The organism is Streptomyces sp. TG1A-8, from assembly GCF_030499535.1.
GTDB lineage: Bacteria > Actinomycetota > Actinomycetes > Streptomycetales > Streptomycetaceae > Streptomyces.
In genome coordinates this window covers 2301365-2314609 of sequence record NZ_JASTLB010000001.1, presented here as the reverse complement: position 1 = coordinate 2314609, position 13245 = coordinate 2301365, and the positions used below count along the sequence as shown (strand labels likewise).

Below are 13245 nucleotides of genomic sequence, written 5' to 3'. Positions count from 1 at the left end.
ACGAGAAATCCCCCGGGCAATTGCGCCCGGGGGATTTCTCTGCGTATATTCAATGGTTCGCGACTTCTCACGGGAAAGTCGCGGAAGAAGCTCAGTGAGCACAGTATATCCGGGCGGGAGCGGAATTGTCAAACACCGGCTTTCCAGATGATGAATTGCGGCAGGAACAGGAATTCATCGACGGTCTGTACGCGCGCGTGGACGTGCTGCGCGGCGACACCGAGGTCTCGGTCACCGACGCCCTCGCCCAGGGGGCCACGCCCAGGCAGGCGCGGCTGGAGCGGGACATCCTGGTCGCCGAGCGCTCGGGCCTGCTCGCCACCCTGAACGCCGTCGACGGCTCGCTCTGCTTCGGCCGGATCGACCTCGCCGACGGCACCCGCCACCACATCGGCCGGATCGGCCTGCGCGAGGACGACGCGGAGCGCACCCCGGTCCTGATCGACTGGCGGGCCGACGTCGCCCGCCCCTTCTACCTGGCCACCGGCCACACCCCGATGGGCCTGCGCCGCCGTCGGCACATCGCCACCGCCGGCCGGACCGTGACCGCCCTGCACGACGAGATCCTCGACCTCGGCGACGCCACCCGCACCGGCCACGAGGACCCCTCCGGGGACGCCGTGCTGCTGGCCGCGCTCAACTCGGCGCGCACCGGCCGCATGGGCGACATCGTGCAGACCATCCAGGCCGAGCAGGACCGCATCATCCGGGCGCCGCACCGCGGCGTACTGGTGGTGGAGGGCGGTCCCGGCACCGGCAAGACGGCGGTCGCCCTGCACCGCGCGGCCTACCTGCTCTACGAGTACCGGGAGCTGCTGGCCCGCCGTGCCGTGCTCATCGTCGGCCCCAACCCCGCCTTCCTCGGCTACATCGGCGAGGTGCTGCCCTCCCTCGGCGAGACCGGGGTGCTGCTGGCCACGGTCGGCGAGCTGTTCCCCGGCGTGCGGGCCACCGCCGCCGACACCCCGGAGGCGGCGGCCGTGAAGGGCCGCGCCGACATGGCCGACGTGCTCGCCGCCGTCGTGCGCGACCGGCAGGCCCTGCCCGACCCGGTCATCGCCGTCGAGCACGACCGCGAGGTGCTGATGCTGGACGACGGCCTGGTGGGCGTCGCCCGCGAGCGCACCCGCGCGGCCGGGCTCCCGCACAACGCCTCCCGCGAGTACTTCGAGGGCCACATCCTCAACGCGCTCACCGACCTGTACGCCGAGCGCGTGGGCACCGACCCGTACGACGGCAGCAACCTGCTGGACCCCTCCGACCTCACCCAGATCCGCGACGAACTCGCCGCGAACCCCGAGGTCCGGTCCGCCGTCGACCAACTGTGGCCGCGGATCACCCCCCGGCGGCTCGTCGCCGACTTCCTCGCCGCACCGGACGGCTACCTCTGCGAGGCGGACGCCGACGCCGTCCGCCGCCCGGTGACCCGGGCCTGGACCGTCGCGGACGTGCCGCTGCTGGACGAGGCCGCCGAACTCCTCGGCGAGGACGACCGGCTGGCGCGCGCCCGCGCGGAGCACGAGCGGGAGACCCAGGTCGCCTACGCGCAGGGGGTGCTCGACGTGTCGTACGCCTCCCGCACCTACGAGTTCGAGGACAAGGAGGAGGATGATCCGGAGGCCTCCGAGGTATTGTCCGCGCACGACATCATCGACGCCGAGCGCTTCGCCGAGCGCCATGAGGAGGCCGACCACCGCAGCGCCGCCGAGCGGGCCGCGGCCGACCGGACCTGGGCGTTCGGGCACATCATCGTGGACGAGGCGCAGGAGCTGTCGCCGATGGCGTGGCGCCTGCTGATGCGGCGCAGCCCGACCCGCTCGATGACCCTGGTCGGCGACCCCGCCCAGACCGCCGAGGCGGCCGGCGTCGGCTCCTGGACGGACATCCTCCGGCCGTACGTCGAGGACCGCTGGGAGCACACCCGCCTCGGCGTCAACTACCGCACCCCGTCCGAGATCATGGACCTGGCCGCGGCCGTGGTCCGGGCCGGGAACCCGGACTTCGAGCCGCCGCGTTCGGTCCGCTCCACCGGCGTACGGCCCTGGGTGCGCCGGGTCACCGGCGACCTGCCCGGCGCGGTCGCCGAGGCGGTCGCCGAACTCACCCCGGACGAGGGCCGGCTGGCGGTCGTCGCCCCGCGCGCACTGCACCGGCGGCTGGCCGCCCGGCTGGACGGGGTCACGGCGGGCGCCGAGCCGGACCTGACCCGGACGGTGGTCCTGCTCGACCCGCGTCAGTCCAAGGGCCTGGAGTTCGATTCCGTCCTCGTGGTCGAGCCGTCCGCCTACGGCACGAGCGACCTGTACGTCGCCCTGACCCGGGCCACGCAGCGGCTGGGCGTGCTGCACACCGGGACGCTGCCGCCGGGCCTGTCCCCGGCAGGGTGAGGCGGGCGGCGGCCGGCGGCACGCGGGCGGCGGCCGGGCGGAGTGCGCCCGGCCGCCGCCCGGCCGCTCCTTCGGAACCTCAGGCCGGCCGCAGCCACACCGTCGCGAGCGGCGGCAGGGTCAGCCGGATGCTCGCCGGGCGGCCGTGCCAGCCCTGCGGTTCGGGCTTGACGACGTCCGGCCGGCCGACGTCGCTGCCGCCGTACCTCCCGGCGTCGGTGTTGAGGCACTCGTGCCAGACCGGGACGTCCTCCGGCACCCCGAGGCGATAGTCGGGGCGGACCACCGGCGCCAGGTGGGAGACCGCGAGCAGGGGGTTGCCGTCGGCGTCCAGGCGCAGGAACGCGAAGACGTTGTCGTCGGCCGCGTCGCCGGTGATCCACTGGAAGCCCGCCGGGTCGATGTCCCGCTGCCACAGGGCGGGGGTGGAACGGTAGGTGGCGTTGAGGTCGCGCACCAGGTCCCGCACGCCCCGGTGGTCGGCCTCCGCGCCGTAGGCCGGGTCGAGCAGCCACCAGTCGGGGCCGTGCACCTCGGACCACTCGGCGCCCTGGGCGAACTCCTGTCCCATGAAGAGGAGCTGCTTGCCGGGATGGGCCCACATGTAGGCCAGGTAGGCGCGCAGGCCGGCGCGCTGCTGCCACCAGTCGCCGGGCATCTTCGACACGAGGGACCGCTTGCCGTGGACGACCTCGTCGTGCGAGATCGGCAGGACGTAGTTCTCGCTGTAGGCGTACACCATCGAGAAGGTCATCTCGTGGTGGTGGTACTTGCGGTGCACCGGCTCGTGGCTCATGTACTGCAGCGAGTCGTGCATCCAGCCCATGTTCCACTTCAGGCCGAAGCCGAGGCCGCCGAAGCCGCTCGGGCCCTTGTGGTGGGTGGGGCGGGTCACGCCGTCCCAGGCCGTGGACTCCTCGGCGATGGTCACCACGCCCGGGCAGCGCCGGTAGACGGTGGCGTTCATCTCCTGCAGGAAGGCGACCGCGTCCAGGTTCTCCCGGCCGCCGAACTCGTTGGGCGCCCACTGGCCCGGCCCGCGCGAGTAGTCGAGGTAGAGCATGGAGGCGACGGCGTCCACGCGCAGCCCGTCGATGTGGAACTCCTCGCACCAGTACACCGCGTTGGCGACCAGGAAGTTGCGCACCTCGCGGCGCCCGAAGTCGAACTCCAGCGTGCCCCAGTCGGGGTGGGCGGCGCGCAGCGGGTCGTGGTGCTCGTACAGCGGGAGTCCGTCGAACTCGGCCAGCGCCCACTCGTCCCGCGGGAAGTGGGCCGGCACCCAGTCCATGAGGACGCCGATGCCCTCCTGGTGCAGCCGGTCCACCAGGTACTTGAAGTCGTCCGGCGTGCCCATGCGGGCGGTGGGCGCGTAGAAGCCGGTGACCTGGTAGCCCCAGGAGCCGCCGAAGGGGTGCTCGGCGACCGGCATCAGCTCCACGTGCGTGAAGCCCATCTCCTTGACGTACGCGGGCAGCTGGTCGGCGAGCTGGCGGTAGGTCAGGCCCGGCCGCCAGGACGGCAGGTGGACCTCGTACACCGAGAACGGCGCCTCGTGCACCGGCCGGTCCGCCCGGTGCGCCATCCACTCCGCGTCGCCCCACTCGTGGTGCGAGGCGTGCACGATCGAGGACGTGGCGGGCGGGACCTCCGTGCGGCGGGCCATCGGGTCGGCGCGCACGGTGCGCGAGCCGTCCGGGCGGGTGATCTCGAACTTGTACAGCTCGCCCTCGCCGATGCCCGGCACGAACAACTCCCACACCCCGGTGGAGCCGAGCGAGCGCATCGGGAAGCCGGTGGCGTCCCAGAAGTTGAAGCTCCCCGTGACCCGCACGCCCCGCGCGTTCGGCGCCCACACCGAGAAGCGGGTGCCGGTCACGCCCTGGTGCGTCATCACCCGCGCGCCGAGCACCTGCCACAACTGCTCGTGCCGGCCCTCGCCGATCAGGTGCAGGTCCAGCTCGCCGAGCGTGGGCAGGAAGCGGTAGGAGTCCTCGGTCTCGTGGACGGTGCCGTCGTACGTCACGCGCAGCCGGTAGGCGGGGACCTCGGCGAGCGGGAGCAGCCCGGAGAAGAAGCCGTCGCCGTCGTCGTGCAGCTCCGCCCGCAGGTCCCCGGAGACCACGGTGACCGCCTGCGCGTACGGGCGGAACGCCCGGAAGGCGACCCCCCCGGGGACCGGGTGGGCGCCGAGGACGGAGTGCGGGGCGTGATGGGTGCCGTGCAGCAGCCGCTCGCGGTCGCCGGCGTCCACGGCGGGGGAGACGGCCACCTCCAGCGCGGACGCGCTCGCGACGGAAGCGGCGGGCGCCTCCCGCACCGGTGCCTCCCGCGCGGGCACCTCCTGCGCCTGCCCCGCGACCGCCGCCGTCTGCGCTTCCCGCGTCTTCGGGGTTTCCTGCACCTCCTGGGCCACCTTCTTCCCGGCCCTGGACCCGGCGGCCTTGCTCTTGTCGGACCTGTGCTTCGAGGGGGCTGACTTCTTGGACGTCACGGACGGGTCTCCCGGGCGAGGGTCGGTTCGGACGCGGCGAGGCGGCGGACCGCCGACAGGGGTACGGCGAGCCAGTCGGGGCGGTGCCGGGCCTCGTAGACGACTTCGTAGACGGCCTTGTCGGTCTCGTAGGCGCGCAGCAGCACCGGATCGGTGCGCGGGTCGCGGCCGGTGACCTCCGCGTAGCCGGCGCAGTAGGCGGACCGGCAGGTGTGCGCCCAGTCCGGGTCCACCGGGTCCGCCGAGTGCGCCGCGTAGTCGAAGGAGCGCAGCATCCCGGCGATGTCCCGCACGGGGGGCTGGGGCATGCGCCGCTCGGCCAGCGGCCGGGCCGGCTCGCCCTCGAAGTCGATCAGCGACCAGTCGCCCGACGGTGCGCGCAGGCACTGTCCCAGGTGCAGGTCGCCGTGGACGCGCTGGGCGGTCCAGGTCTGGCCCTCGGCGGCCAGGCCGTCCAGCGCCTCGAAGGCGGAGCGCAGCCCCGCCTCGTACGGCCGCAGGGCGGGCACCGCCTGGAGGGCCGCCGTCAGCCGCTCGGTCATGCCGTCCACCAGCTGCCGCAGCTGGGCGTGGCCTAGGGTGACCGTGGGCAGGGCACGGGCCAGGGCGGTGTGCACCTCGGCGGTGGCCCGCCCCAGGGCCCGTGCCTCGTCGGTGAAGTCCCCGCCCCCGGCCAGCTCGCGCAGCGCCAGCTCCCAGCCGTCGGTGGCGCCGGTCACGTACGGCTGGAGCACCGCGAGGACGTACGGCTCCTCGGGTTCGCCGGGCGCCTCGGCCCGCAGCCACGCCGTCGGCGCGGGCACCCGGGCGCAGCCCTCGCGGGCCAGCGCCAGGGGGATCTCCAGATCGGGGTTGACGCCCGGCACGACCCGGCGCAGCAGTTTCAGGATGAACGTATCTCCGTAGACGACGGACGAATTGGACTGCTCGGCGGTCATCAGCCGGGGCACGAGCCCGTCGCCTATCTCCTGGTGCGGGTCCCGGTCGAAACGCAGCCCGCCGATGCGGGCCCGGCTGCGCAGGGCCTCCAGGAGCACTTCGGCGGGCCGCGGGTCGTACAGGGCCTCGTACACCGTACGTCCGGCGAGCGGTCCGTCCTCCACGTGTCCGATCAGCGCGGGCGCCAGCCAGGGCGGCAGCGCCTCGCGCACGCCTATGAGCAGCTGGTAGCAGTCGCCGACGTGCGCCGGGGCGCCGAGGGCGGACGGCTGGTGGACGCGGACCAGCAGGTGGTACAGGCCCAGACGGCCGTCGGGGGGCAGCAGTTCGGTGACGGCCACCGGGGTGAAGCCGGTGACCGGGCGTCCCTTGCCCGCGAACCAGCGCTGCCTCGGCAGCCACTCGCGCAGCAGCGGTTCGATCGAGGTGAGGAGGTGGTGGGTCGTGCTGGTGGTGCCGGAAGGGGCGACCGTCTCCGCCATGGGCGTCACGTCCTTTCCCCGGGTCGTCGGGGTATTACTCTCGCGTGCCCCGGGTGGGGCGGCGGAAACCGCCCCACCCGGCCGGACTAGGCGGTCTCCCGGCGCAGCCGGAACCAGTAGAAGCCGTGGCCCGCGAGGGTCAGCAGGTAGGGCAGCTCGCCGATGGCGGGGAAGCGCACCCCGCCGAACAGCTCGACCGGGTGCCGGCCGCCGAACTGCCGCAGGTCCAGCTCCGTGGGCTGTGCGAAGCGTGAGAAGTTGTGCACGCACAGCACCAGGTCGTCCTCGTACTCGCGCAGGAAGGCGATCACCGCGGGGTTGGAGGACTGCAGTTCGGTGTAGGAGCCCAGGCCGAAGGCGGGGTTCTGCTTGCGGATCTCGATCATGCGCCGTGTCCAGTGCAGGAGGCTGGAGGGGGAGGCCATGGAGGCCTCGACGTTGGTGACCTGGTAGCCGTAGACCGGGTCCATGATCGCGGGGAGGAAGAGGCGTCCGGGGTCGCAGGAGGAGAAGCCGGCGTTGCGGTCGGGCGTCCACTGCATGGGGGTGCGCACGGCGTCGCGGTCGCCGAGCCAGATGTTGTCGCCCATGCCGATCTCGTCGCCGTAGTAGAGGATCGGCGAGCCGGGCAGGGACAGCAGCAGGGCGGTGAACAGCTCGATCTGGTTGCGGTCGTTGTCCAGCAGGGGGGCGAGGCGGCGGCGGATGCCGATGTTGGCGCGCATCCGCGGGTCCTTGGCGTACTCGGCCCACATGTAGTCGCGTTCTTCGTCGGTGACCATTTCGAGGGTCAGCTCGTCGTGGTTGCGCAGGAAGATGCCCCACTGGCAGCTGGAGGGGATCGCGGGGGTCTTGGCGAGGATCTCCGAGACGGGGTAGCGGGACTCGCGGCGCACGGCCATGAAGATGCGCGGCATGACGGGGAAGTGGAAGGCCATGTGGCACTCGTCGCCGCCGGAGCGGTAGTCGCCGAAGTAGTCGACCACGTCCTCCGGCCACTGGTTGGCCTCCGCCAGCAGCACCTTGTCGGGGTACTGGGCGTCGATCTCCTTGCGCACCCGCTTCAGGAACTCGTGCGTGGCGGGCAGGTTCTCGCAGTTGGTGCCCTCCTGCTGGTACAGGTACGGCACGGCGTCCAGTCGGAACCCGTCGATGCCCAGGTCCAGCCAGAACTTCAGTGCGGAGATCATCTCCTCCTGCACGGCCGGGTTCTCGTAGTTCAGGTCCGGCTGGTGGGAGAAGAAGCGGTGCCAGAAGTACTGCTTGCGCACCGGGTCGTACGTCCAGTTGGAGACCTCGGTGTCGACGAAGATGATCCGTGCGTCCTGGTACTGCTTGTCGTCGTCGGCCCAGACGTAGTAGTCGCCGTAGGGGCCCTCCGGGTCGCGCCGGGACTCCTGGAACCACGGGTGCTGGTCGCTGGTGTGGTTCATGACGAAGTCGATGATCACGCGCATGCCGCGCTGGTGGGCGGCGTCGACGAACTCCACGAAGTCGGCGAGGTCGCCGAACTCGGGCAGGACGGCGGTGTAGTCGGAGACGTCGTAGCCGCCGTCGCGCAGGGGGGACTGGAAGAAGGGCGGCAGCCACAGGCAGTCCACGCCCAGCCACTGCAGGTAGTCCAGCTTGGCGGTCAGGCCCTTGAGGTCGCCGACGCCGTCGCCGTCGCTGTCCTGGAAGGAGCGCACCAGGACCTCGTAGAAGACGGCGGTCTTGAACCAATCCGGGTGGCGGTCCTTGGCTGGGGTGTCCTCGAAGGTGTCCGGGACGGGCTCATTGACGATCATGTGGTGGGTGACCCTCCGATCTGCGGGTGGGACGGTCGCAGAACCGAGAAGACATGCGCGGGCCTGCGGCCCGGTTCCAGTCGCACATAGTTGGCCCTGCCCCAGTGATAGGTCTCGCCGGTGAGCAGATCGCTCACCGGCACCGACTCGTGCCATTCCAGGCCGAGTTGTGGCATGTCCAACGAGACCGTGGCTTCCTGGGTGTGGTGCGGGTCGAGGTTGGCGACCACCAGAACCGTGTTCGACCCGGACCGCTTCGAGTAGGCGATCACCGCGTCGTTGTCGGCGTGGTGGAAGCGCAGGTTCCGCAGCCGGTGCAGGGCCGGGTTGTCGCGCCGGACGGCGTTGAGCCGGGTGATGAGGGGGGCGATGGTGCGGCCCTCGCGGGCGGCGGCTTCCCAGTCGCGGGGTTTGAGCTGGTACTTCTCGGAGTCGAGGTATTCCTCGCTGCCCTCGCGCAGCGGGGTGTTCTCGCACAGTTCGTAGCCGCTGTAGATGCCCCAGGCCGGGGAGAGGGTGGCGGCCAGTACGGCGCGGACCTCGAAGGCGGGCCGGCCGCCGTGCTGGAGGTAGGCGTGCAGGATGTCGGGGGTGTTGGGGAAGAGGTTCGGCCGCATGTAGGCCGCCGCCTCCCCGGACAGCTCGGTGAGGTACTCCGTCAGTTCCTGCTTGGTGTTGCGCCAGGTGAAGTAGGTGTAGGACTGCTGGAAGCCGATCTGGGCCAGGGTGTGCATCATCGCGGGCCGGGTGAAGGCCTCGGCCAGGAAGATCACGTCCGGGTCGGTGCGGTTGACCTCGCCGATGACCCGTTCCCAGAAGACCACCGGCTTGGTGTGGGGGTTGTCCACGCGGAAGATCCGCACCCCGTGCGCCATCCAGTGGCGCAGGATCCGCACCGTCTCGCGCACCAGGCCGTCCATGTCGGCGTCGAAGGCGACGGGGTAGATGTCCTGGTACTTCTTGGGCGGGTTCTCGGCGTGGGCGATGGTGCCGTCGCAGCGGTGGTGGAACCACTGGGGGTGCTTGTCCACCCAGGGGTGGTCGGGGGAGCACTGCAGGGCGAAGTCCAGGGCGATCTCCAGGCCCAGCTCGCGGGCGCGGGCGACGAAGCGGTCGAAGTCCTCCAGCGTGCCCAGCGCGGGGTGGACGGCGTCGTGGCCGCCCTCGGGGGAGCCGATCGCCCAGGGCACGCCGACGTCGTCGGGGCCGGCGGTGAGGGTGTTGTTCGGGCCCTTGCGGAAGGTGGTGCCGATGGGGTGGACGGGGGGCAGGTAGACGACGTCGAAGCCCATCCCGGCGATGGCCGGCAGCCGGCGGGCGGCGGTGCGGAAGGTGCCGTGGGGCTGCTCGGCGGTGCCCTCGGAACGGGGGAAGAACTCGTACCACGAGCCGTACAGCGCCCGCTCGCGCTCGACCAGCAGCGGCATCGGGTCGGAGGCGGTGACCAGCTCCCGCAGCGGGTGACGGGCCAGCACCTCCACCACCCCCGGCGCCAGCGCCGCCGCGAGCCGCCAGGCGGGCGGGCGGTCCTCCGCCCGCAGGGCGGCCACCGCGGCCAGGACGACGTCCCGCAGCTCCTCGGGGACCCCGGCGGCGGCCCGCTCGTGGAGCCGAGCGCCCTCCTCCAGGACCAGGCCGGTGTCGATCCCGGCCGGGACCTTGACCTCCGCGTGGTGCCGCCAGGTGGTGACCGGGTCCGACCACGCCTCCACGGTGTAGGTCCAGCGGCCCGGGTCGCCCGCGGTCACGGTGGCACCCCAGCGGTCGGTGCCCGGCGCCAGTTCCCGCATCGGGGTCCAGGGGCCCGGGCGGCCCTCGGGGTCACGCAGGACGACGTTCGCGGCGACGGCGTCGTGCCCCTCCCGGAACACGGTGGCCGACACCTCGAACGACTCGCCGGTCACGGCTTTGGCCGGTCTGCGTCCCTGCTGGACGACCGGGCGCACGTCGAGCACGGGTATCCGGCCGACGGCGGTGGCACCGGCGAAGGGCGGAAGCTCCCGGGACGGGCCCGGGTCGAGCGGGTGTCCCGCGTTCTTCCCGGGCTTCTTGCCGGCTGCTTTCTTTCCTGCTCCCTTGCTGCTTGTCGGGGGTGCTGACGAGTGGTGCTTGGCGGGCATGACCGCTCCTGTCCGCGTCAACGGGGGTGTGGGCGGATGGACGAGGGGAGGTGGGTCCTGCGGCGGTACGGACGTGCTGGAGGTGCCGTGGTGCGCTGTGGGGCGTACCGGGAGAGCTTTCCACCCTGGATGAGCGGGCAATCCGGCATTCCGTCAACTTCTGGCTCGTTCGTCTGCACACTTCCGTCCGGACACAGGACCGCTCCCTTCTCCGGGTGCCCGGTCGGACGTTCTCCACGCCCCCCGCGACCGCCGCCTCTGCTTCCGGCACACCGACACCCGGTTCCGGTTCGTCCCCACCGACCCTCCAGTAACCACTACCGTCGACAGTGACGACGAGACGTACAGCGCCGTGCGTCTCACCCCGCGACGCGTCCGAGGTGGAATGTGAAGGCGATCCGTCGGTTCACCGTCCGTCCCGTTCTCCCCGAGCCCCTCCGGCCGCTCAGCGACCTGGCGCGCAATCTGCGCTGGTCCTGGCACGCCGAGACGCGCGACCTGTTCCAGTCAGTGGATCCCGAACGCTGGGCCGTCGCCGAGGGCGACCCGGTGCGGCTGCTGGGCGGGGTGCGCACGGCACGGCTCGCCGAGCTCGCCCAGGACCGCCGGTTCCTGCGCCGCCTCACCGCGGTCGCCGACGACCTCCACGACTACATGACCGGCGAGCGCTGGTACCAGCGGCAGGGCGACGGGCTGCCCGCCGCCGTCGCCTACTTCTCGCCCGAGTTCGGCATCACCGCCGCGCTGCCCCAGTACTCCGGCGGCCTCGGCATCCTCGCCGGCGACCACCTGAAGGCGGCCAGCGACCTCGGCGTCCCGCTGATCGGCGTCGGCCTGCTCTACCGGCACGGCTACTTCCGCCAGACCCTGTCCCGGGACGGCTGGCAGCAGGAGCACTACCCGGTGCTGGACCCCAACGAACTGCCGCTCACCCTGCTGAAGGACACCGACGGCGCACCGGCCCGGGTCTCCCTCGCCCTGCCCGGCGGCACCGGGCTGCACGCCCGGATCTGGCTCGCCCAGGTCGGCCGGGTGCCGCTGCTGCTGCTCGACTCCGACGTGGAGGACAACGACCTCGGCGAGCGCGGGGTGACCGACCGGCTCTACGGCGGCGGCAGCGAGCACCGGCTGCTGCAGGAGATGCTACTGGGCATAGGGGGTGTCCGGGCGGTGCGGGCGTACTGCCGGCTCACCGGGCACCCGGAGCCCGAGGTGTTCCACACCAACGAGGGGCACGCCGGGTTCCTCGGCCTGGAGCGGATCGCCGAACTGTGCGCGTCGGGACTGGACTTCAACCCGGCGCTGGAGGCCGTGCGGGCCGGGACCGTGTTCACCACGCACACCCCCGTGCCCGCCGGGATCGACCGGTTCGACCGGGAGCTGGTGACCCGCCACTTCGGGCCGGACGCCGAGCTGCCGGGCATCGACGTGCAGCGGATCCTGGAGCTGGGCCGGGAGACCTACCCCGGCGGCGAGCCGAACCTGTTCAACATGGCCGTGATGGGCCTGCGCCTGGCCCAGCGGGCGAACGGCGTGTCCCTGCTGCACGGGCAGGTCAGCCGGGAGATGTTCGCCGGGCTGTGGCCGGGGTTCGACGCCGAGGAGGTGCCGATCACCTCCGTGACCAACGGGGTGCACGCGCCGACCTGGGTCGCCCCCGAGGTGCTCGGGCTCGGGGCCCGGCGGGTCGGCGCCCAGCGGGCCGAGGACGCCCTGACCGTCGGCGGCTCCGAACGCTGGGACTCGGTCACCGAGATCTCCGACCAGGAGCTCTGGGAGCTGCGCCGGACCCTGCGCGAACAGCTCGTGCTGGAGGTGCGGCGGCGCCTGCGGGCGTCCTGGCGGCAGCGCGGCGCCGGGGACGCGGAGCTGGGCTGGATCGACGGCGTGCTCGACCCCGACGTGCTGACCATCGGCTTCGCGCGCCGCGTCCCGTCGTACAAGCGCCTGACGCTCATGCTGCGCGACCGGGACCGGCTGACCGAGCTGCTGCTGCACCCGGAGCGCCCGGTGCAGATCGTCGTCGCGGGCAAGGCGCACCCGGCGGACGACGGCGGCAAGCGGCTCGTGCAGGAGCTGGTGCGGTTCGCCGACGATCCGCGCGTCCGCCACCGGATCGTCTTCCTGCCCGACTACGGCATGGGGATGGCGCAGAAGCTCTACCCCGGCTGCGACGTCTGGCTGAACAACCCGCTGCGCCCCCTGGAGGCCTGCGGCACGAGCGGGATGAAGGCGGCGCTGAACGGCTGCCTCAACCTCTCGGTCCTGGACGGCTGGTGGGACGAGTGGTTCCAGCCGGACTTCGGCTGGTCCATCCCGACCGCGGACGGCACGGGCACCGACCCCGACCGCCGCGACGACATCGAGGCCGCCGCCCTCTACGACCTGCTCGAACAGCGGGTGGCCCCGCGCTTCTACGAGCGCGGCCGGGGCGGTCTGCCCGACCGCTGGATCGAGATGGTCCGCCAGACGCTCACCCTGCTGGGGCCGAAGGTGCTGGCCGGCCGGATGGTCCGCGAGTACGTCGACCGCCTGTACGCGCCGGCCGCCCTGTCCCACCGCGCGCTCACCCCGGACACCGCCCGCGAGCTGGCCGACTGGAAGGCCAGGGTGCGGGCCGCCTGGCCCGGCGTGGGCGTGGGCCACGTGGAGACGACCGTGACGACGGCCACCGCGGAGCTCGGCACCAGCGTGGGCCTGCGGGTGCGGGTGGCCCTCGGCGGCCTCGCCCCGGACGACGTCGAGGTCCAGGCCGTCTCCGGCCGCGTCGACTCCGAGGACCGCATCACCGGCGCCACGACGGTCCCGCTGAAACCGGTCGGCAACCCCGACCCGGAGGGCCGGTGGCTCTACGAGGGGCCCCTCTGCCTGGACCGCACCGGCCCCTACGGCTACACGGTCCGCATCCTGCCGGCCCACCGCCTGCTCACCTCGGCCGCGGAGACCGGCCTGGTCGCCGTCCCGCCGCAGGACGTGGTGGCGGGCTCGGGGGTGCTGCTGCGCTGACCGGGGCGGAGCCGCCGCGCGGCGGGCACC

General features: G+C 72.5%; 6 protein-coding genes. 2 read left to right on the top strand and 4 right to left on the bottom strand.

Translation table 11 applies throughout. The annotated features are described in order from the left end of the window. The first annotated feature begins 155 nt into the window (after nucleotides 1–155). The gene (locus tag QQY24_RS09600) at nucleotides 156–2387 is read left to right on the top strand and encodes an AAA family ATPase (RefSeq protein WP_301972244.1); all 2232 of its coding nucleotides are present in this window, start codon (nucleotides 156–158) and stop codon (nucleotides 2385–2387) included. 79 nt (nucleotides 2388–2466) lie between these two features. On the opposite strand, the gene glgB is transcribed toward QQY24_RS09600, so the two are convergent. The 4 genes from glgB to QQY24_RS09580 form a co-directional block, all read right to left on the bottom strand. Then, nucleotides 2467–4707 carry a 1,4-alpha-glucan branching enzyme gene (glgB, locus tag QQY24_RS09595; RefSeq protein ID WP_301976189.1) on the bottom strand — a complete coding sequence of 747 codons (2241 nt, stop codon included), beginning with the start codon at nucleotides 4705–4707 and terminating at the stop codon, nucleotides 2467–2469. Nucleotides 4708–4877: 170 nt separating this feature from the next. Beyond that, nucleotides 4878–6302, bottom strand: a complete 1425-nt coding sequence (locus QQY24_RS09590) for a phosphotransferase (RefSeq protein WP_301972243.1) — start codon at nucleotides 6300–6302, stop codon at nucleotides 4878–4880. A gap of 86 nt (nucleotides 6303–6388) precedes the next feature. Beyond that, the gene (gene treS, locus QQY24_RS09585) at nucleotides 6389–8089 is read right to left on the bottom strand and encodes a maltose alpha-D-glucosyltransferase (protein ID WP_301972242.1); all 1701 of its coding nucleotides are present in this window, start codon (nucleotides 8087–8089) and stop codon (nucleotides 6389–6391) included. Beyond that, on the bottom strand, nucleotides 8086–10209 hold the full coding sequence (locus tag QQY24_RS09580; RefSeq protein ID WP_301972241.1) for an alpha-1,4-glucan--maltose-1-phosphate maltosyltransferase: 2124 nt from the start codon (nucleotides 10207–10209) through the stop codon (nucleotides 8086–8088). The genes treS and QQY24_RS09580 overlap by 4 nt, the downstream gene beginning before the upstream one ends. Before the next feature lie 387 nt (nucleotides 10210–10596). Here QQY24_RS09580 and QQY24_RS09575 point away from each other — a divergent pair, with 387 nt between their 5' ends. Beyond that, nucleotides 10597–13215 (top strand): glycosyltransferase family 1 protein, encoded by a 2619-nt coding sequence (locus QQY24_RS09575; protein ID WP_301972240.1) that lies wholly within the window; start codon nucleotides 10597–10599, stop codon nucleotides 13213–13215. Nucleotides 13216–13245: the final 30 nt, after the last annotated feature.